Source organism: Actinobacillus equuli (assembly GCF_900636745.1).
GTDB classification, from domain to species: domain Bacteria; phylum Pseudomonadota; class Gammaproteobacteria; order Enterobacterales; family Pasteurellaceae; genus Actinobacillus; species Actinobacillus equuli.
The window spans coordinates 379,013-400,647 of sequence record NZ_LR134310.1 but is presented as its reverse complement, the minus strand read 5'-3'; the positions used below and the strand labels follow the sequence as shown (position 1 = coordinate 400,647).

Below are 21,635 nucleotides of genomic sequence, written 5' to 3'. Positions count from 1 at the left end.
CTACTAGTTTTTCTTGTTCTTGTTTAATTCGTTCGGAATAAGCACGGTTCTTACGCGTGATTTATTTCCGCTGCTTGCTTTTAGTTGTTGTTTTTTCACATCATAAGTAATTTTACTTGCTTTGATAAAACTACCTTGTTGTTTTAATTCCGCATTACCGACTAAAGTCAGAAATTCTGAATTTAAATCATAGTGAACACTATTACCTTTACCGTTAACCGGTTTACCGTCATCAAGCGTTTGTTGGAAAGTCACCGGTGAACCTGTCGCGTCAAGTGTTTCTTTTTTACCTTCTTGACGTACAATTGTTACTTGATTCGCAGTAACTTTAATTGAACCTTGAGTAATGACAACATTATCGGTAAAAACAACCACATTACTATTCATATCGAGAGACTGGCTGCCCGAATCAATATTGATTGGTTGGTCTGTATCGCCTTTGAGTGCGTATGCTGAGATACTTACACCAAGAAGAGTGGTAAGAACAACAGATTTCATGACAAGTTTCATTGTACGTCCTTAGGAGATTGTGTCTCTGATTTTTCTTTTTCGTTAGACTGTCTTATAACAGTGGGTTCAATATAAGTTTTTACGTTTTTAGTGAGAGTAGCGACTTGCTGTTTTAAATTACCTTTTAAGCCGACACCGCTGGTGGTAAAGCCCAAACCTACGGATTTTACCTCGCTTTCAGTAAAAATATCTTGGGTGTTTAAATCAACGGTTAATTTGTCGGTTTCTACTCGCTGTAGGCGAGAGGTGGGATCAAGCGCTTCAATTTTAACGTCACCGGATAAATTCAGCATTTTTTCTTTCGTAATTTCAGCATGCTTTGCGCTTACCTTCCATTGTTTGAGTGCTGTTTGTGCATCAAATAAGTCAACAAAAGGATTTAAAAATTCCGTTCTTTCGCTTGATTCATAACGTTTGATTTCATCGGCTTGAGCAAAATATTGAGGGTTGCCTTTTAGATCATAAACCGAAGTAGTCATTTTATTCCCGGTATAATCAGGGTTACCTTCTTTCTTGATTAATTGATCTAAACCGTTTGTTTCAGGCGTTTGTTGGCTCATATACCAACCACCTAAAGCGGCAGCAATAACAAGTAGAATGATGTTTAGGCGAATATTCATATAAATAAAAATCGAGTAAAAACAATTTGAGATGATAACATAAATTTTGGAATGGATATAGCAAGCGAATGAAAAGAATTTTAAGGCGAATCGGTAAAATAAATTCAAAAAAAGACCGCTTGTAGTTAACTAAGCGGTCTTTTTTTACTGATTTTTTGCAATTAACCGGTGTTACGCATACCTGCGGCAATGCCTGTAATGGTAATCATCAGTGCTTGTTCTAAAGCCGGATCAGGTGTATCGCCTTGGCTACGTAAACGTTGTAATAACTCGACTTGTAATAAGTTAAGCGGGTCGGTATAAACGTTACGTAATGCGATAGATTCTGCAATCCAAGGTAAATCCGCCATCAACTGACCGTCATGTGCTAAGGTCAGCACGGTTTGAATATCCGCCGATAATTGCGCGCGAAGCTCTTTACCCAAGCGGTGTAATTCTTTTGCTACCAAACGTTGGTCGTAATGTTCGGCAAGCCATAAATCCGCTTTTGAGAATACCATTTCCAGCATACCGATACGGGTAGAGAAGAACGGCCATTCTTTACACATTTCTTTAAGGGTTGCTTCATCGCCTTGTTCAATCATCTGGCGTAGTGCTGCACCCGCACCAAGCCAAGCCGGTAACATAAGGCGGTTTTGCATCCAAGCGAAAATCCATGGAATTGCACGTAAGCTTTCTACACCACCGTTCGGATTACGTTTTGCCGGACGAGAACCTAGCGGAAGTTTTGATAGTTCTTGTTCTGGTGTTGCACTGCGGAAATACGGGACAAAATCCGGCTCTCCGCGAACAACGCCGCGATAAATTTCACATGAAATATCCGAACCTTTATCCATAATATCTCGCCATGCTTGTTTTGGTTCCGGCGGCGGTAATAAGTTAGCCTCTAAAATTGCACTTGCATAGAGATTTAACGTTTCTACCGCAACGGCTGGTAAACCGAGTTTGAAGCGAATCATTTCGCCCTGTTCGGTTACACGTAAACCGGATTTTAATGAGCGAGGCGGTTGTGATAATAATGCGGCATGTGCCGGCGCACCTCCACGACCAACCGTACCGCCACGACCGTGGAATAACACTAATTCGATATTATATTTTTCCGCTAAATTGACTAATGCTTCTTGTGAACGATATTGCGCCCAACTTGCCGCTAACATACCGGCATCTTTAGCCGAGTCTGAATAGCCGATCATCACCATTTGGTAATTGTTGATCACACCACGATACCAACCTATATTAAATAAATCGGTCATCACTTTTTCACTATGATCCAAATCATCTAACGTTTCGAATAGCGGCGCAACCGGTACGGTATATTTACAACCGGCTTCTTTCAATAATAAATGTACCGCTAACACGTCAGAAGCTTCACGCGCCATAGAAATAACATAAGCGGAAATCGTGCCTTCAGGTTGTTGTGCAACAACTTTACAGGTATCTAAAATTTCTTGTGTTTCAGGGCTTGGCGTCCAGTTGGTCGGCACTAAAGGACGGCGAGAACTTAATTCACGCACTAAGAATGCTTGTTTGTCATCTTCCGTCCATTGCGCATAATCGCCTAAACCGATATAGCGAGTGATTTCGGAAATTGCCATTTCGTGGCGGGTACTTTCTTGGCGAATATCTAGACGAGATAAGCCTAAGCCGAAGCAACGAATACGACGTAAGCAGTCTAATAAACCACCGTTTGCAATAATACGCATACCGCAAGCGTGTAATGACCGGTAGCAGTCATAGAGCGGTTCCCATAAGTCATTGTCACAAGTGATAATTTCACTTGGATCAATCGTGGTTACTTTGCCTTCAATAAGCTCGCCAAAGTAAGTGAGAGTTTTCTGTAATTTTGCACGTAATCCTTTAACCACAACACGATACGGTTCAACATGATCACCGTATTTTGCACGGAATTCAGGCGTACACTGTACAATGGAAAGCTCTTCGGCTAAATCACTGATATCATTTAAAAATAATTCCGCTGCTTTCCAACGGTTCATGTGTAACACTTTGCGTGTCACTTCCGAGGTAACAAACGGGTTACCGTCGCGGTCACCGCCCATCCAAGAAGAGAAGCGTACCGGAGCAAGCGCTACGTCATGTTGTACACCAAAATGTTTTTCTAATTGGAAATTCAGTTCACGGCAGAAATCAGGTACGGCTTTCCATAAGCTGTTTTCAATAATTGCCATGCCCCATTTAGCTTCATCAACCGGTGTCGGGCGAGCCGCACGGATCTCATTGGTATGCCATGCAAGCGCAATCAATTGCATTAAACGGCGTTTAAGTTTGGTTTGTTCCGCATCGGTTAAATCATCATGTTCTAATTGGCCCAAACATTTATTGATTTCAACGTGTTTATGTACTAATGAACGGCGGGTAACTTCGGTTGGGTGTGCGGTTAACACCAATTCAACCAATAATTTCTCAACGGTTTTTATGACGGTCTCAACCGGTGTATTTTGTGCTTTTAAACGAGCAAATAAAGCACCTAATGAACGGTTACCTAATGAAGCATCTTGATGATGACGTGAGATGGTTTGATATTGTTCAGCAATATTGGTGAGGTTTAAGAATTGGCTAAATGCACGCGCAACAGGTAGCACATTTTCAGTTGAGATATTCGCCAATTTATCTAGTAATTGTTCGCGTGCTTTTTCATCGCCGGCACGAGAATTTTTTGAAAGCACACGAATACTTTCAATTAATTCTAAGATGTCATTACCTTGGGCTTCACGAATAGTTTCACCTAAAAAATCACCAAGCATATGGATGTTGTTACGCATAGCGGAGTATGGCTGATTCATAATTTTTTCCTATGTATTGCATAAATTTAACTAAGGGTAGATATACCTAAAAATAGTGAAAATAGCAATAAAGAATTAATTAATTTTGTGAAATAATGACGAAACTCAAATTAATCGAATGCATATAAATCAGAGAGGTAAAAAAGCGGTCAAATTTGACCACTTTTTTGCAAAAAGAATGGTTATTCCACTTGGAATAAGAATGGATTCAAGCCACTGCGAGCCAGCCCTTTGTGTTCCATTTCCGCATCTAAAATCAGTGTGCCTAAATCATCAGCAACCGGCTCTACGTGCGGATCTTTTTCTTGATAAAGCACTTTTAAATAGCTTTCACAATCGCCACAACTTTCAGCTTTAACCGCTGCATCTACGCTATCAATGCTCCAATAATCCAATTTGCCGCTTTGGTCGCAGACAGAACATTGTGAGCGAGTCATATTCCATTCGCTTTCGCATAATGCGCAATGTAAATAGCGAAGTCCTTGGGTGTCGCCAAAATGTACCACACTTGCCACCGGTGCAGAATCACATACCGGACAAGTATGGCGTTCACCGACTTCGGTTCGGGTATTACGAGGTAATTGTTGGGCAAGTTGCGTCCAGTAAAGTGATAAAGCTGCCCATAGGAAAACCGCTTTATCTGCACCAATCGTTTCAAAACGTTCGTTAAGTAAATCATCAGCAAAAGCTTCTAATTCGGAACTCGAAGATTTTTCGAGCAACTCAATTGTAGCCAACATGGTGTCATTTGCATAAGGCTTAAACTTATCAATTAAAGCTAATAATAACTCACGCCATTCACTGCTGCGTTGGAAGGTTTTGGCATTCAATGGCTTTTGACCACTTGAAGTTTGAACACAAGCGGTCAATTTTTCCGAATAATTTGCAATAGGATGGCTCTCCAATAAATCTAATTGCACCTCAGAAAGATTCGCCGCAAATTCTAAGTAATCACCAAACGGATTATTCTCTGCAAGTTCTCTTAAACGCTTTGCTCGGCGAAAATAGAGATTCTTTGGATTGGCAAACAGTAGCGGTGGGTTTTGAAACGAATTTGCCGCTTGTTTGATTTCGTTTTCAGGTAAAATTCGGATGCTCATATTATTTTCTCAGGTTAAATCTTGCTAAATGCCCTTAAAAAAGAAACTTAGCAAGTATTTAAAAATCAAGTATTCAAAAATAAAGTGCGGTAAGTTACCGCACTTTAAGTCATTTTAGAAGCTAGCTATTCCTTCACTTGTTTTTCAATTTCAGGTAATACTTCTTCTTTAAACCATTTCGGGTGGTGTTTTTTCGCCCAGCGAACTGTTACCCAGCCTTCAACCATACCGGTAATCGAGCCTTTAACCCAGAATGCCATATACATATGCACTAGGATACCGGTAAATAACGCAAATGCACTGGCTGAGTGGAGTAGGATTGCGATACGTAACGTTTGAATCGAGAAATTCGCAGAGAAATATTTTCTCCACATAATAATGCCCGTAATCAATAGGGTAAACATCGCTAAAATTAGAGTCCAGAACAGCATTTTCTGACCCAAATTGTATTTGCCGTTATAAGCAACTGCGTGTTCGTTACCTTTTAATACTTCGACAATCCCTTTTGCCCAACGAATATCATTTTTTTCCGGAATATTATGGTGCCAGTAGATCAGCGCCATAATGATAAATGCAATAAACATTACAATACCGGTAAATGGGTGTAACGCACGAGCAAGCTGTGGTGTACCAAGAATCTCATGTAACCATGCAAAATCAGGGAAGAAAAATGCAACCCCGGTAAACATAGTTAAGAAGAAAGCGATAACCAAAAACCAGTGGCTCACACGGGCAAGCGGTTTATGACGAACGATTTTAGTATCATTCGTAATCTCTAATTTCTTACTCATGTTTATCTCCTTCCTCATGATGATCTTCCACATCTTCTTCAACGTTTGGACCAACCGTTACATAGTGTGCAACTTCAGCAAGTGCAAGACCGCCCATTGCGATAGCGGCAACCGGTTTTAATACGTCTTTCCAAAGCGTGATGGTCGGGTCAATGCCCGGATCTTTCGGTAAGCCGGAATATAACTCCGGTTTATCGGCATGGTGTAATACGTACATTACGTGCGTACCGCCCACGCCTTCAGGGTTATAAACACCGGCATTCTCGTAACCACGAGTTTTGAGTTCCGCCACACGTTGTTCACCGTAGTGAAGCATTTCTTCTTTAGAACCGAAGCGAATTGCACCTGTCGGACAAGTTTTTACACACGCCGGTTCTTGACCTACGTTAACACGATCGACGCAAAGGGTACATTTATACACTCGGTTATCTTTATCGTTCATACGAGGAATGTTGAACGGACAACCGGCGATACAGTAACCGCAACCGATACATTTGTCAGATTGGAAGTCCACAATCCCGTTTGCATATTGAATGATTGCACCCGGTGCCGGACAAGCTTTTAAACAGCCCGGTTCAGAACAGTGCATACAACCGTCTTTACGGATTAACCACTCTAAGCGGTCATTTTCTTCCACTTCATTGAACTTCATCACCGTCCATTGTTCGGCATTCAGATCAATCGGGTTATCGTAAACGCCTACACATTCTTGTGGGGTGGTACGAAGGTCGTTCCATTCGGAACAACCTACTTGACACGCTTTACAACCGATACAGGTTGAAACATCGATCAGTTTTGCTACTTCCACAACATGGCTACGAGCCTGTGGCGGCGGTGTAACGAATGAGGTGGCGGAGACTTTAATAATGTTTTGTTCTTGAACGACCGACATTATGCTACCTCCGTAACTTTCTCAATATTGACCAAGAACGTTTTATACTCTGGGGTTTGCGTATTTGCATCACCCACACGACCGGTTAAACTATTCGCTAAGTAACCTTTTTTACCGACGGTTGCAAAGCCTCCGTGGATTGGAATACCTACGGTATGAATAGTTTTTCCGTCCGCTTGTACAGAACGCACACGTTTTGTGACCACAGCTTTTGCCTTAATAAAGCCACGTTTTGAGCTCACTTTGACCGTATCGCCGTTCACAATGCCTTTCTCTTGTGCAAGCGCTTCACCGATTTCCACAAACGGATCCGGTTGGGCAATCACATTTAACATAGATTGTTTCGTCCAGAAGTGGAAATGTTCCGTTAAACGATACGTTGTACCGACATAAGGGAATTCATCCGCCGTGCCGAAACTTGCTTTATCGCTATCTAAAATGCGTACTACCGGGTTTTGTACCACATTCGGATGAAGCGGGTTCGTTCCGATTGGGCTTTCAATTGGTTCGTAATGTTCAGGGAACGGACCATCAACCAATTTATCGATTGCAAATAAGCGGCTTACCCCTTCCGGCTGCATAATAAACGGACTCACGTTACTATTCGGTGGTGCAGAGCCGAAGTCTGCCACGTCAATATAGTTCCAGTTTTTACCATTCCATTTTACAAGCTGGCGTTTCGGGTTCCACGGTTTACCGGATGGATCCGCACTCGCACGGTTATAAACGATACGACGGTTTGCCGGCCATGCAAATGCCCAACCTAACGTATTACCTAAACCTGACGGGTCAGAGTTATCACGGTTTGCCATTTGGTTGCCTTTCGGTGTCCATTGACCGGTGTAAATCCAGTTACCTGAAGCGGTCGTACCGTCATTACGCAACTGTGCAAATGAAGAAAGTAATTCGCCTTTTTTCACTAAAATTTGACCGCTTGTCGGGTCAACGATGTCTTCTAATGCGTAGCCGTTAATTTCTTTGGCTAACTCATCCGCCTTCGGTTCAGCCGGGTTGGCGTAATCCCAACTCATCGCTTCAATCGTTTCGATCGATTTACCACCTTCGTGATGATACATTTCTAACATCACTTCACGAATTTCCGCCAGAATATCTACGTCCGGTTTTGCTTCTTTTGGTGGTTCGGCCGCTTTCCAGTGCCATTGTAACCAACGACCTGAGTTTGCGATCGAACCATCTTCTTCCGCAAAACAGATAGTCGGTAAGCGGAATACTTCCGTTTGAATGTCTGCAGGGTTTACATCATTCATCTCACCGTGGTTTTGCCAGAAGTTAGATGTATCTGTTTCTAACGGGTCTAAAATGACTAAGAATTTCAGCTTGCTTAAGCCTTTACGGACTTTATTTGAATCCGGATAAGACGCAATCGGGTTATAACCTTGACAGATATAACCGTTAACTTTTCCCTCTACCATCATATTGATGTATTGCATCGGGTCGAGTTTCTTCGGTAATTGTTTTGGTAAATTATGGAAACCGTATTCATTTTCTGCGGTTGCTTTATCGCCATAGAACGATTTGAGCAAGCTGACTAAGAATTTCGGTGTGTTTTGCCAATAGTTTACCTGACCTTCAACCGTTGTTTTCGGTGTGATACGCGCTAAGAATGCGTCTAATGACGTATCGTTTTCAGTCGGAAGCGGCATATAACCGGTCAACATTGACGGGAACAAGCCCATATCCGTAGAACCTTGAACGTTTGAGTGTCCGCGTAACGCATTCACCCCGCCACCGGCCATACCGATGTTACCGAGCAGTAACTGAATCATCGCCATTGAGCGAATGTTTTGTGAACCGACCGAGTGTTGCGTCCAACCTAATGCGTATAAGAAAGTTGTCGTACGTTCCGGCGTTGAAGTTGAAGCAATGGTTTCTGCAAATTCTAAGAAGGCTTTTTGCTTCGTACCGCAGATACGTTCAACCATTTCCGGGGTATAACGTTCAACGTGTGCTTTTAATAAGTTAATGACACAACGAGGATCTTGGAATGTTAAATCACGTTTCGGCTGACCGTTTTCATCAAGCTGATAAGACCATGTTGATTTATCATATTGACGAGTTTCCGCATCGTAGCCGGAGAATAAACCGTCTTCGAATTTGAAGCCTTCGTTTACTAAGAAACTTGCGTTGGTATAGTGTTTAACGTATTCGTGTTGAATTTTATCGTTCGCTAACAAGTAACGGATCACACCTAATAGCATTGCGATATCGGTACCCGAACGAATCGGCGTATAGAAATCCGCAACAGATGCCGTACGGTTAAAGCGTGGGTCAACCACCATTAACTTCGCACCGTTTTGTTTTTTCGCTTCGATTGCCCAGCGGAAACCGACAGGGTGCGCTTCAGCGGCATTACCGCCCATTACGACCACTACGTCCGCATTTTTGATATCAACCCAGTGATTTGTCATGGCACCGCGACCAAATGTTGGAGCAAGACTTGCTACCGTTGGTCCGTGTCAGGTACTCGCTTGGTTGTCTAAGTAGAGCATACCGAGAGAACGTCCCCACTTATGTGTGAGGTAACAGGTTTCATTACTTGCGGCAGAAGCGCATAACATACCTGTGGTGAGCCAACGGTTTACCGGGGTACCGGCTTCGTTGGTTGCTTGGAAGTTTGCATCGCGGTCTTCTTTTAGAAGTTTTGCGATTTTATGAATAGCATCGTGCCAAGAAATTCGTTCCCATTTATCTGAACCCGGTGCACGATATTCCGGATATTGTAAACGATTAGGGCTATTTACATAGTCTAAAACACCCGCACCTTTAGGACATAACGCCCCACGGCTTACCGGATGATCTGGGTCACCTTCAACATGGAATAATTTACCACGTGAATTCATTGCACCGTCACCCATGCTGTACATCAGCATTCCACAACCTACGGCGCAATAAGTGCAAGTTTGACGGGTTTCTTTGGCTCGTAAAAGTTTATATTCACGAGGGGCAGCTAATGCAGTTGCCGGCGCAAAGCCTAGCATTGCTGCGGATGTGCCCGCCATACCACCTGCACAGATCTTAAAGAACTTACGTCTAGAGACCTGCATAATCACTCCTACTTAAAAAAACAAAACATTCATAAAGAATTAATGTAAATAATTTGAAAAGCTCTAATTGCATACTGCATTTAAAGTGAAGCTATTATTGACCTTTATTTATAATAAGCCATACCCAATCGTAAGTAAAACTAGCACTATTTGCAGTTAGTTTGATATAGCTTAAATATTTAGTGGAATACTAGCAGGATTTAAATGTCGTTGAGCATTATGAGTTTTACAAATTTTTAACAAAATAAATATAAAATGCAAGCAAAAAGTGGATTTTTGTTAAAAAAATGTTATTTAATGCAAGTGATTTTTATTTTCTGACAGAAATATAGACAGGAAACTTTTATATTGCCGGGTAGGAAAAAATTGTAGAATAAAGGTAAAAAATATTTGCGGGAATATTATTTGGAATAAATCATGGATATAACAATACAAAAACAAGCGGTGAGATTACAACAATCTTTTACTACTGAGCTTGAAGAAAATCTTATTTGTGAAGTGCCGGTTGCATTAGTGTATAACGGGATTTCTCATGCAGTGATGATGACGACGCCGCAAGATTTGGAAGATTTTGCGTTAGGTTTTTCATTAGCGGAAGGCATTTTAACCGATAAACAAGAATTATATGGGTTGGATGTGATTGAGCAGTGCAACGGTATCGAAGTACAAATGGAGATCACTACTCGCCAATTTGTGGCGCTGAAAGAAAAGCGCCGTTCAATGACCGGCAGAACCGGCTGTGGGATTTGTGGGGTCGAGCAGTTGGAACAAGTCAGCCAAAGTTGCAAATTTTTGCAAAAAAATGACCGCTTGCAAGCCGTAAATCCACAGGTATTCGATGATTGCTTGCAACAACTTGAACAAGCGCAACAGTTGGCACAACAAACCGGTGCAAGCCACGCAGCGGCATTCTTTTCTCCGCAAGGGGAATTGCTTGCAATTCGAGAAGATGTCGGCAGACACGTGGCGCTGGATAAACTTATCGGTTGGTATGCGAAAGCCGGTAAGCCACTTGGTTTTGTGTTTGTAACCAGTCGTGCCAGTTTTGAAATGGTACAGAAATGTTTGGCGGTCGGTATCGAAATGTTGTGTGCCATTTCCGCAACAACAGCATTAGCGGTTGAGATTGCGCAAGCACATGATTTCACTTTGAGTGCTTTTACTCGCAAAGGAAAAGCGACCGTATATTCCGGTGAGAAACGCTTATTATTGGAGAAAGCCTAATATGGATATCGCTTTATTGTTAGCCGAGAAAATCACTCAGTTAACCATTATTGTGTTACTCGGTTATTTATTGGTGAAGCTGAAATTGCTGACTTCGGAACAAAGTTATCCGATTTCGGTTATCGGGTTGTATATCATTAGCCCTTCTATGCTGATTACCGCTTTTCAAATCGAATATTCGGACGCTATTTTACACGGCTTATATTTGTCTTTCGGTATGGCGATTTTGCTGAGCGGTCTGCTGATCTTGATTGGTAAAATATTAAAGCCGATTTTTAAATTAAGTAATTTGGAACATGCCACCGCTATTTATTCCAATTCAGGCAATTTGATTATTCCGTTGGTCGCTTCGTTATTTGGCAATGAATGGGTGATTTACGCCACCGGTTTTATGGTGGTACAAAATTTCTTGTTTTGGTCGCATTTACGCATGTTATTGTGCGGTAAGGGCGAAGTGTCGCTGAAAAAGATTTTTACCAATATCAATATTATTGCGATCATTATCGGTATGCTGTTGTTCCTGTTACAAATTAAATTACCTAACGTAATTGCGGGAACATTAGCTTGGCTCGGCGATATGATCGGACCGATGGCGATGTTAGTGGCAGGGATGTTAATTGCGTCGATTCCGGTCAAAGAGATTATGGCGGATAAGCGTATTTATTTGGTTTCGTTTCTTCGCTTGATTTTTATTCCGCTGATTTTATTGGTGATTGTGAAAGTATTCGACTTTGGTAGCTGGATAGCGGAAAACGGTGCAACCATTGCGATGATTAGCTTTTTGGCAACCACCAGCCCTTCGGCGGCAACCGTAACGCAAATGGCGGTGGTGTATAATCAAGACGCAAGAAAAGCCAGTGCGATTTATGGCGTAACTACTTTACTTTGCGTGTTCACTATGCCATTGATTATCGCCTTATATCAATGGCTTTAAGGCAAAAGCAAGCGGTCTGTTTTAGTAAGAATTTTGCAAATTTTCTACCAAAACAGACCGCTTGTTTAATGAATGACTAGTGACCTAAGCCGCTCGCACCGAGCATAATTGCCCACAGTGCCAATTGTAGTTCGGATTCCGAAACCTCTCTACCATTTAAGTTTACTTTGCCATTCTCAATTTTTAATGCCAGTTTAATATTCTCAGCGTCCACAGTGGCAATACCTGAATATTTTGCACTATTGGTTAATTCTTGAATACGCAGTTTGGCATTTTCTTCCGGTGTACCGACATAATTTGCATCAGGCGCAATGGTTAACCACTGTTTTGCCATTTCTTCACTTGCCGCTAAATTTAAATTTACCTCCAAATTAGACGGCTTAAAGATTTTAAGCGTATCTTCGATAGATTTCGCTTGTGAGATTTGTGCAATATCGAATTTATCCAAATCTAAATTAAGTGAGAAACTATTTTTACCTTTCGCATTTTGAATCGAAATTTCGTTCACCTTTAATTTAGGTGCTTTGGTAAGGAGGGCTGTTACTGCTGCTTGTAACTGATTTTGGATTTCAGGCGATTCACTTTCTAATTTATTTGAAAGTAAAGTCAATTCATTAAATGATTTTGCGTCAAGATCCATTCGGATATCAGCGTTAACCTTCCCTAAATCAGCTGTTTTAGCTTCAGCCGCCCAATCTGCATTAAATGTGAGATCACCCAAACTGACTAAACGATCGTTTTTAATTTCACTATGTCCTTTAGAAGCGAGTTCATTTAAATTAACGCTCTCATTTTTTTCGTTAATAAAGGTGAATTTTTTAATGGCTGCTTGATAATCGCCTAAGCCTTTTAACTCAGGGTATTGTTTATCTTGCGTGTAATTCGCATCGTAATGTAAGCCGGATAATTCAAACGCTCCTTTACTTTCACCATTATTTTTTATTTTCAGTAATTCAACATTCAAATGCTGTTTACCAAAACCGGTATAATCACCTTCAAAATAGATTTTTGAGCTTTCAATATTCTCCGATTTAAACGGATTAAGCGTTGCATTGCCTGCCACATTACTACTGTAATGAATATCCGTTGTCGCTGAAAGAACATCATTACCTGCAAAATAGCTTTTAAGCTGGTTGCCCACGGCAGAAATATGCGTTTCGCCGCTTAGTAACATCGGCATCAGATTACCTTTCACTAAACGGTTTAACGGAAGCGGACCATGGTAAACAGTGTCGTTACCGTTAAGGGTAAAACTGTTGTTATCCGTTTTAACATTGACGTTATATTGAACTTCTGAACTAAAGATACCTTTTGTGAGTTTAACATCGCTGATATCGGCGTGAATGTTATAAGCTTTTAAGCCCTTTAAACCGGTATTTACTTGCTCAAGCAGTTCCGGATAACGCTGCTCAATTTGGTTACCGGTATACCACGCACCGCCACTAGTAATTGCAGCTAATGCAGCCACCACAGAAATCGCAAGGGTTGATTTTTTCATTAATTATTTCCTTTATAGATTTTGGGATAATTGAAGTTATTATCCCTTTTTTGAAAAGATTAAGCTTGTTCAGCCTGTTGTATCAGCCATTCGCAAGGTTCAAAACGAGTACCGTATTGTTTAGCATGCTGACGTAATTGCTTAACGATTTCTTTAGCACCGATTTTGTCCATATAGGCGTAAATGCCGCCTCTAAATTCTGGGAAACCGGCACCAAGTACGGAAGCTACATTACCTTCATCAATAGACTGAATAACATTATCTTGCAAACACCAAGCCGCTTCATTAATCATACGTAAAATACAGCGGCGTGCAATTTGCTCGGATTCCAAATCATTACGAGCGATGGTTTCCATCACATGATAAATACTTTTATCCTCTTGCAAACGTTCGCCTTTAGAATCATACATATAAAAGCCGCGTTTATTCTTACAGCCTTTACGTTCATTGCGAATCAGTAAATCGACACTTTCCGGCAAACTAAAACGTCTGCCCAATTCACGAACCAGAGCAGGGTTTGATTTGGCAATCACATCTAAACCCATTTCATCAATAACCGCTAACGGGCCTAAATGGAAACCGAATTCTTGTAATGAACGGTCGATAAACTCAATGGATTCGCCATCTACCAAACATTGAATCGCTTCTAATAAGAACGGCGTTAAAATGCGGTTAATAAAGAAGCCTTGTTTATCTGCCACTAATAACGGCACTTTTCCTTGCTGAATCGCAAAGTGAATCGCTGTAGCGATCGTATGTTCACAAGTACCTTCATGCGGCACGATTTCAACCATTTTTTGCTTCGCCACCGGGCTAAAGTAGTGGAAACCAATCACATTTTCCGGACGCTTAGCGACCGAAGCGATATCTCGGATTGCAAAAGTTGAAGTATTAGTCGCAAAAATCGCGTGCTCGTCATAATAGGCTTCGCTTTCTTGTAACATTCGCTGTTTCAGTTTGAGATCTTCATACACGGCTTCAATAATAAAATCGGTCGATTTTGCCGCAACAAGGCGCTCGCCGCCGGTAATTAGGTTCATTCGCTGAATCATTTGCCCCGGATTGAGCTGATTTTTATCCACTTCATTGCGCATCAATTCGTAGCAGGTACGTAGTGCTTTACGGATCTCCGAAGGATGAATGTCTTTAATTCGTACCGGTACTTGCGCATTATTTGCAGTTAAATAAGCAATACCAGCGCCCATATACCCAGAACCAAGCACACTCACTTGTAATACATCTCTTACATCACCACGAATGCGATATTTATCTTTCATCGCGCGTTCGGTTTTTTTCAAATCAATCAAAACTTTTGAGGTTTCGGTATGAAATAACTCAGCGAATGCATGTTGTTCTAGGGTTAACCCGGCCTTGAAATGTGGCTCTTTCAGTAATTCGATCAGACGAGCAACCGCAGGGTAGTTGCCAAAGGTTTTTAGCCATACCAAATTTTCGATGCGATCGAGAAATTTATGGCGGAAAAGGGTATTTCCTTCTAATTGTTTACGCCATTTTTTGAATAACGTAAGCGGTCGTTTATGATCGACTTTTTGCACTTTGTTATTTAATAACATTTGATATGCGGTATCAAAAAGTCGAGTCGCCGGCACGAGTTTATCCACTAACGCAAACTTCTTCGCTTGTTCGGCATTGATTTTATGCCCAAAGAGCAACAGTGGGGTGGCATTTTGTAAGCCGATTAAACGAGGTAAACGTTGTGTACCGCCGGCAAACGGCAATAAGCCGGAACGCACTTGCGGCATCGCAAATTGTGTGTAATTTTCATCCGTTGCCAAACGATAATCACACGCCAATGCCAATTCTAAGCCTAAGCCGAAACAATTGCCGTCAATTGCGGCGATCACCGGCATTCTTAGCGTATTAATTTCGCGCATGACCGCCTGCGCTTCTTGCGAGAATATTCTTAGCTGTTCCGCCGTTTTCTCTTTTAGAATGCTCGGCTTGAAGCCCTGAATAAAGTTGTGGGCACGAGCAGAGATAAAAATCACGCCTTGAGCTTGCTGATAAATGATACTGCCGATAACGCTGCGTAGTTCGCTGACAAAGTTTTCCGGTAACCAGTTAGCATCATTATCTAAAGTTTGAATACGAATAATCGCAATACGGTTATCATCAATTTCTACTTGAAACACCGGTGTTTGTTCTTGTTGTTCAATCATCGTATTTCCCTTATTCACTTTCTAAAACCATTGCGGCACCTAAGCCACCTAAACCACTGGAAGCGACTAACGCTAAGCCGCCGCCTTGGCGTTTTAATGCGTAAAGCGATTGAATAATTGTTCGTAAACTGGTTACTGCACGAGGGTTACCAAACGCAATGGAACCACCTAAATGATTGAGCTTATTCAGCTCAATTTTGCCCAAACAAGAGGTTCGATTTAGGTATTTTTTTGCAAATTCATTCGACTCAAAAAATTGAATATTGGCGAGCATTTGGCTTGCTGAAGATTCATGAATATCAATAAAGCTCATATCTTGTAATTGAAGTTCCGCACGGTCGAGCGCTTGGGCGCTGGCAATGGTTGCGCCGGCAAACATATCTTGCCAAATATCATTACCGGTAATGGCATAACTGCGGATATAACCAAGCGGAGTGAGCCCTAAATTTTTCGCTTTGCTTTCATTCATCAGTAAAACTGCCGCTGCACCATCGACCGGTTGTGGCATATTCGCTTCGGTAACGGTGGCATAGTCTTTATTTACCAAGGGTGAGAAACGTTGGTAATGACGAGAACGGGTTGCAGCGGAAACTAAGGTGTCCGAAACCACAAAATCTTTATAAGGGTGTGGGAAAGAAGGCATGACTTCTTCTTTTAATAAACCGATTTTCCACGCATCCGCCGCTTTTTGGTTGGAAAGACGGGCGTATTCGTCCTGATCTTCTCGGCTAATTTTGTAGTCTTGTGCCATTTGTTCCGAGACTTCCGCTACCGACATTTGAGTGGTGAAGTCTTTCAAATTCACGCTGTGAGGTTTGAAATCGCGCCAAGAGAACTGACGGAAACGACGATATTTTTCGTCTAGCGTTTCGGCAGCAAAAATAGATTTGAAATTATAAAGAACCCGAGGGCTAATGCTTAACGGTGCATTAGAAATCGAATCGGCACCACCGGCAATACCCGCAGATATTGATCCGCTGACAATACTGCCTGCAACATTGGCGATCGCTTGTAAACCTGATAAGCAAGAACTACTGATACTGTAAGATTGTAAATGCGGCATATTGAGCGCAATCGCAATTTCACGTGCCGGATTTGGAATATCCGGTTGTTGGATTACTTGACCAAATACTAATTGTTCGATTTCTTTTCGCTCAATCGCCGTACGGCTGAGTAATTCATTGGTTACCATTGTGCCAAGACTGGTTGCATACGCATCTTTGAAACCGGTATCTTTACGAGCAAACGGTGTTCGGAGTCCTGATACAATCGCAACACGCTCACCTTTAACGGTCAGTAGATTCTGATTCGGCATTATTTGTCCTTATCGGGGGAGGATATTGAGTTGCAAAAAGTAATATTGTAGCACCGTTAAGCAGAAAAGAAATATAGATTGAAAAAGATAGGAGCAGCGCTAGAGAGAAGGAGAACGGTCGGATTAGCATAGACTTGGTAAAAAAATGCCGAAATTCGACCGCTTGTCTTAGTAAGGATTATTCCGTTTTGTCTTTGTATTCGCACAAATCTTCGATGATGCAAGAACCGCAACGAGGTTTGCGTGCAATACAGGTATAACGTCCGTGTAAAATCAACCAGTGGTGTACATCTACCTTGAATTCGGCAGGCACTACTTTCAGTAATTTTTCTTCGACTTTTACTACGTCTTTACCCGGAGCAAAACCGGTACGATTGGATACGCGGAAAATATGCGTATCCACCGCAATGGTCGGGTGCCCGAAAGCAGTATTCAGTACTACATTTGCGGTTTTTCGTCCTACACCCGCCAATGCTTCAAGCGCTTCACGATTTTCTGGTACTTCACCGTGATGTTTTTCAATTAAATCACGGCAGGTTTTAATAATGTTTTCCGCTTTGCTATTAAAAAGCCCGATGGTTTTAATATATTCTTTTAGCCCGTCAACACCTAAATCTAAAATAGCTTGCGGCGTGTTTGCCACCGGAAACAGTTTATCAGTGGCTTTATTCACACCTTTATCGGTCGCTTGCGCAGAAAGAATGACAGCAATCAGTAATTCAAACGGATTGCTGTAGTTAAGTTCGGTGGTTGGGTGTGGGTTTTCGTTACGTAAACGAGTTAAAATTTCAATTCGTTTTGCTTGGTTCATAGAAAGTTTAATAAGCCTTGATCATAGAGCATTTTTGCTACCATTATAAATGACATAGTGACTAACATTGGACGCACTAATTTTTTGCCTTTGGTCACCACCATTCTTGCCCCGAGTGTACCGCCGATAAATTGTCCTACCATCATGATAAGACCGATTTTCCATAATACGGCACCGCCTAGAATAAAGAAAATCAATGAGGCAAAGTTAGAGGTAAAATTTAATACTTTGGCGTGAGCCACCGCTTTCGGTAAATTAAAGCCAAGTAACAAAATAAATGCAAGGGTGAAAAACGAACCGGTCGCCGGCCCAAACATTCCGTCATAAAAACCAACACCGGCAGCTGCCGTAAAGGCAAACAGTGGTAGGCTGATGCGTTGTTTTCGATCTTCATCACCGATACTTGGGCTAAATAAAAAATAAATACCGATAATCAGCACTAAGAAGGGTAATAATGCTTTTAGTGCGTTCACATCAATGGTTTGCACGAAGATTGTACCGCAAGCGGCACCAATAAAAGTCAATAAGATCAATAGGAAAATCTGTTTGACATCGACTGCTTTTTTGCGCACAAAATAAAGAGAGGCAGAAAATGAACCGCCGCAAGCCTGCAGTTTATTGGTTCCTAGTGCCATGGCAGGCGGAACGCCGACAGCCAGTAGTGCCGGAATTGTCAGCAAGCCGCCACCGCCGGCGATAGCATCAATAAAACCGGCTATGGTTGCTACAGTAAATAAGATTGTAAAAACATCTAATCCTAATTCCATTTTCTATCCTTATCTGCAAGCGGTTAAATTTGCAAAATTTTTCGCAAAATCAACCGCTTGTTTGTTAATAAATCACCATTTCATCTATATGTACGGCAACTGAACCGAATTCATAGCCTAATAATGATTCGATTTCAGCTGATTTCTTGCCTTTAATCCGTTCTAGCGCTTCGCTACTGTAACGAACTAAGCCAAGCGCCAGCGCTTTGCCTTCTTGATTGAAGATTTTTACCACTTCACCACGGCTAAACACGCCATTTATATTCGACACACCGACAGGCAAGAGAGATTTATGCTGTAATAATGCGGCTTCCGCACCTTTATCGACCGTTAATGTACCTACTTGAGGGGCGGCAAATAACCACTGTTTTCTGCCTTCTAAGCGGTCGGATTGCACTAAAAATTTACTACCGATCGCCACATCATTAGCTAAATCCACTAACACGTTTTCACGTGAGCCGGAAGCAATAATCGTTTCCACACCCGAACGGGTAGCGATATCGGCAGCGGTAATTTTGGTACTCATACCACCGGTACCAAGCCCGGTTGAACTTCCACCGGCAATTTGACGAATTTCCGGGGTAATTCTTTCAATGACAGAAAGTAATGTCGCATTCGGATCTTTGCGTGGGTCGGCACTAAAAAGCCCTTCTTGGTCGGTTAATAAATAGAGTTGGTCGGCGTGTGCAAGAATCGCCACCAAAGCGGATAAGTTATCATTATCGCCCACTTTAAATTCTTCGGTTGCCACGGTGTCATTTTCATTGATGACCGGGATGATTTTTTGTTCTAACAGCGCATTTAGCGTATCTCGAGCATTTAAGAAACGTTCACGATCGTCAATATCGGCACGTGTTAATAGAATTTGCCCGATATGAATGCCATAGATATCGAATAAATTTTCCCAAGTCCGAATCAGTTGGCTTTGTCCGACCGCTGCTAACATCTGTTTATAAGCAAGCGTTTTGGGAAGCTCCGGATGACCGAGGTAATCACGTCCTGCCGCAGCAGCGCCGGAAGTGACCACGATAACGCGGTGGTGCTGATGCAGTTGAGCGATTTGTTTAACTAACTCTAACATATAAGGACGACTTAAACTTTTGCCGCCGTGCGTAAGGGTACTCGTCCCAAATTTGATAACAATAGTCTTGCTCATAAGCTGTATTTCGGTAGGTTGTCTAAAGAAAAAAAGAATTATATGAAAAGTAGCACTTTTGTTTGTTAAAATCACCATTAATTTCAACTTAAATCAAACTAAAAGGCATAAGGGCAGAAAATCAATGGAAATTAGTTTAATTGTGGCACGTACAAAGAATCACGTGATTGGTAAGGATAATCAAATGCCGTGGCATTTACCGGTTGATTTGGCGTGGTTTCGTCAAAATACAGTGGGCAAGCCGGTGATTATGGGGCGTAAAACTTACGAATCTATCGGTCGCTTACTACCTAAACGTCCTAATATTATTTTATCTCGTTCCGGCTTTTCAGTAGAAGGCGCTTATGTGGCGACTAATTTTGAACAAGCGGTCGAATTAACCAAAACTTTTGCAAATGTGGAAGAAATTATGGTGATTGGCGGCGGCGAGCTTTTTAAACAAACACTTCCGTTTGCAAACAAACTTTATTTAACCGAAATACAAGCGGAGATTGAAGGGGATACGTTTTTTGAATTTGATGAAGAACATTGGCAGTTAAAACAGGAACAATGGTCTGAAGTTGATGAACAAAACCCTTATCAATGCCGTTTTATGTTACTGGAACGTAGTGGTTGCTGATTTTATCGTCAATTAAAACATAAAAATGTGAACGCAATCCTTTGCTTTTTTTAAAGTTAAACACAAACAAAATAAGACTGATTAAAATAATATGCAGATATTAATTTTAGGAGGTTCTTATGGATTATGTAGAGTTATTCGGCTATTTTGCGATGTTTTTAGTGGGCGTATCTTTTTTATTAAAAGATGTAATTAAGTTACGTTTAGTTAACGCAATAGGTTGTGCTTGCTTCACGATTTACGGGCTGATGATTGGCTCTTTACCTGTGGCGGGTTTAAACTTTTTTGTTACCTGTACTAATCTTTATTTCTTTATTAAATATATGCGTGAAAAAGCATAATGGCTTGATAAAATAACTCAAAATAAAAGACCGCTTATCAGAAAGCCTCGATAAGCGGTCTATTTTTATCAATTATTTACCATCCCATGCTTTAATTGCATTGTGACGGATGTCTAAACGGCTTTTCGCATCGCCTTTATAATAGTTTTTATCTAAACCACCTTCCCAGTCGCCGTAGTTCGGGTTTGGTAATACGATAAATTGTTTACCAAATTTTTCTTTGTTTGCGCTTACAAAGTCACGGCGTTCCGCATTTGATTTTTTGTAGGTCGCATCACCGAAATCATTTAAGTTATCGCCTAGGTAAAGCACGATTTCATAACCTTGTTTTTCAATTTCTTCAAAACGAGGTGTTTTGTTCGATTTGTCTTTTTTGAGGAATAGTGTGTGCTCGCTTACACCGGTGAAACCTAATTCTTTCATATCATCGATAGTCGCTGCTTTTTCACCGCCATCTTTGCGGTTTGATACGTAGAAAATTGTACCTTTGTGGCTGTTTACATAGTTATTAAATTCAACAGCACCGGCAATCGCTTGAGTTTGACGTGCATTTACCCAACGAGTCCAGCTTTCGCCGTCAAATGATTTATGATTTTTTACTTGCCAGCCGGCGTAAGGACTGTTATCAACCATGGTTTCGTCAAGGTCAACAACAACGGCTTTTTTCTTACCTTTCGTTACTTTTGCATTATCAAACGCAATTTTTGCCATATTAAACGCTTGATGAGCGAGTGCTTGGTATTCGCCTGATTGTTGCATCCAGTTAATCCCTAATGTCGCTTGTTCTTGCAAGATCATTTCATCATGCTTTTGTGCATGGTGATGACAACCGGTCAAGGCAAAAATTGACGCTACAGTGATTGCAGTTAATTTAACTAATTTCATTATGTTCTCCTTTAGTGTTGTTCCTTTCACTGCTTTGGAAATTACAGCCAAAGCGCCCAAAGAGTACAAATAAACCTGATTTTTGTCTATTCACTTTTGTAAAAAAGTACGTTAGCCTGTTACTCT

18 protein-coding genes are annotated in these 21,635 nt (G+C 41.4%); 4 read left to right on the top strand and 14 right to left on the bottom strand.

Annotation, left to right across the window (positions count from 1 at the left end; translation table 11 throughout):
• Window positions 1-3: 3 nt before the first annotated feature.
• The 7 genes from lptA to fdnG all read right to left on the bottom strand — a co-directional run bounded on the left by lptA (window position 4) and on the right by fdnG (window position 9,779).
• Window positions 4-510, bottom strand: coding sequence for a lipopolysaccharide transport periplasmic protein LptA (gene lptA / locus EL121_RS01780; protein WP_039197231.1), 507 nt, complete (start codon window positions 508-510; stop codon window positions 4-6).
• Complete coding sequence (gene lptC, locus EL121_RS01775; RefSeq protein ID WP_039199024.1) at window positions 507-1,130, bottom strand: LPS export ABC transporter periplasmic protein LptC; 624 nt, start codon at window positions 1,128-1,130, stop codon at window positions 507-509. The genes lptA and lptC overlap by 4 nt, the downstream gene beginning before the upstream one ends.
• A gap of 161 nt (window positions 1,131-1,291) precedes the next feature.
• Window positions 1,292-3,931 carry a phosphoenolpyruvate carboxylase gene (gene ppc, locus EL121_RS01770; RefSeq protein WP_039197229.1) on the bottom strand — a complete coding sequence of 880 codons (2,640 nt, stop codon included), beginning with the start codon at window positions 3,929-3,931 and terminating at the stop codon, window positions 1,292-1,294.
• 182 nt (window positions 3,932-4,113) lie between these two features.
• The gene (fdhE, locus tag EL121_RS01765; RefSeq protein WP_039197227.1) at window positions 4,114-5,031 is read right to left on the bottom strand and encodes a formate dehydrogenase accessory protein FdhE; all 918 of its coding nucleotides are present in this window, start codon (window positions 5,029-5,031) and stop codon (window positions 4,114-4,116) included.
• Window positions 5,032-5,156: 125 nt separating this feature from the next.
• Window positions 5,157-5,822, bottom strand: coding sequence for a formate dehydrogenase subunit gamma (locus EL121_RS01760; protein ID WP_039197224.1), 666 nt, complete (start codon window positions 5,820-5,822; stop codon window positions 5,157-5,159).
• Window positions 5,815-6,714 carry a formate dehydrogenase subunit beta gene (gene fdxH / locus EL121_RS01755; protein ID WP_039197222.1) on the bottom strand — a complete coding sequence of 300 codons (900 nt, stop codon included), beginning with the start codon at window positions 6,712-6,714 and terminating at the stop codon, window positions 5,815-5,817. The genes EL121_RS01760 and fdxH overlap by 8 nt, the downstream gene beginning before the upstream one ends.
• Window positions 6,714-9,779: a formate dehydrogenase-N subunit alpha gene (gene fdnG, locus EL121_RS01750; RefSeq protein WP_156112313.1), complete on the bottom strand. Its 3,066-nt coding sequence runs from the start codon at window positions 9,777-9,779 to the stop codon at window positions 6,714-6,716. The genes fdxH and fdnG overlap by 1 nt, the downstream gene beginning before the upstream one ends.
• A 417-nt stretch (window positions 9,780-10,196) precedes the next feature.
• Here fdnG and fdhD point away from each other — a divergent pair, with 417 nt between their 5' ends.
• Window positions 10,197-11,003 carry a formate dehydrogenase accessory sulfurtransferase FdhD gene (gene fdhD / locus EL121_RS01740; RefSeq protein WP_039197218.1) on the top strand — a complete coding sequence of 269 codons (807 nt, stop codon included), beginning with the start codon at window positions 10,197-10,199 and terminating at the stop codon, window positions 11,001-11,003.
• A gap of 1 nt (window position 11,004) precedes the next feature.
• The gene (locus EL121_RS01735; RefSeq protein WP_039197216.1) at window positions 11,005-11,937 is read left to right on the top strand and encodes an AEC family transporter; all 933 of its coding nucleotides are present in this window, start codon (window positions 11,005-11,007) and stop codon (window positions 11,935-11,937) included.
• A gap of 76 nt (window positions 11,938-12,013) precedes the next feature.
• Here the strand turns inward: EL121_RS01735 and EL121_RS01730 are convergent, their stop codons facing one another.
• The 6 genes from EL121_RS01730 to proB form a co-directional block, all read right to left on the bottom strand.
• Window positions 12,014-13,435 (bottom strand): YdgA family protein, encoded by a 1,422-nt coding sequence (locus EL121_RS01730; RefSeq protein WP_039197214.1) that lies wholly within the window; start codon window positions 13,433-13,435, stop codon window positions 12,014-12,016.
• A 59-nt stretch (window positions 13,436-13,494) separates the two neighbouring features.
• Window positions 13,495-15,615 (bottom strand): 3-hydroxyacyl-CoA dehydrogenase NAD-binding domain-containing protein, encoded by a 2,121-nt coding sequence (locus EL121_RS01725; RefSeq protein WP_039197212.1) that lies wholly within the window; start codon window positions 15,613-15,615, stop codon window positions 13,495-13,497.
• A gap of 10 nt (window positions 15,616-15,625) precedes the next feature.
• A complete protein-coding gene (locus tag EL121_RS01720; protein ID WP_039197210.1) occupies window positions 15,626-16,930 on the bottom strand; it encodes an acetyl-CoA C-acyltransferase in 1,305 nt (434 codons plus the stop codon).
• Window positions 16,931-17,108: 178 nt separating this feature from the next.
• Complete coding sequence (gene nth, locus EL121_RS01715; protein WP_039197209.1) at window positions 17,109-17,741, bottom strand: endonuclease III; 633 nt, start codon at window positions 17,739-17,741, stop codon at window positions 17,109-17,111.
• The gene (locus EL121_RS01710; RefSeq protein ID WP_039197206.1) at window positions 17,738-18,508 is read right to left on the bottom strand and encodes a TSUP family transporter; all 771 of its coding nucleotides are present in this window, start codon (window positions 18,506-18,508) and stop codon (window positions 17,738-17,740) included. Before EL121_RS01710 ends, nth begins: the two co-directional genes overlap by 4 nt.
• A 64-nt stretch (window positions 18,509-18,572) precedes the next feature.
• On the bottom strand, window positions 18,573-19,664 hold the full coding sequence (gene proB / locus EL121_RS01705) for a glutamate 5-kinase (RefSeq protein WP_039197204.1): 1,092 nt from the start codon (window positions 19,662-19,664) through the stop codon (window positions 18,573-18,575).
• A 124-nt stretch (window positions 19,665-19,788) separates the two neighbouring features.
• On the opposite strand from proB, the gene folA reads away from it, so the two are divergent.
• Complete coding sequence (gene folA, locus EL121_RS01700; RefSeq protein ID WP_039197203.1) at window positions 19,789-20,283, top strand: type 3 dihydrofolate reductase; 495 nt, start codon at window positions 19,789-19,791, stop codon at window positions 20,281-20,283.
• Window positions 20,284-20,402: 119 nt separating this feature from the next.
• Window positions 20,403-20,624: a YgjV family protein gene (locus EL121_RS01695; RefSeq protein ID WP_039197201.1), complete on the top strand. Its 222-nt coding sequence runs from the start codon at window positions 20,403-20,405 to the stop codon at window positions 20,622-20,624.
• Window positions 20,625-20,696: 72 nt separating this feature from the next.
• Here EL121_RS01695 and EL121_RS01690 read toward each other — a convergent pair whose 3' ends face one another.
• On the bottom strand, window positions 20,697-21,509 hold the full coding sequence (locus EL121_RS01690; RefSeq protein WP_039197198.1) for a 5'-nucleotidase, lipoprotein e(P4) family: 813 nt from the start codon (window positions 21,507-21,509) through the stop codon (window positions 20,697-20,699).
• Window positions 21,510-21,635 lie beyond the last annotated feature (126 nt).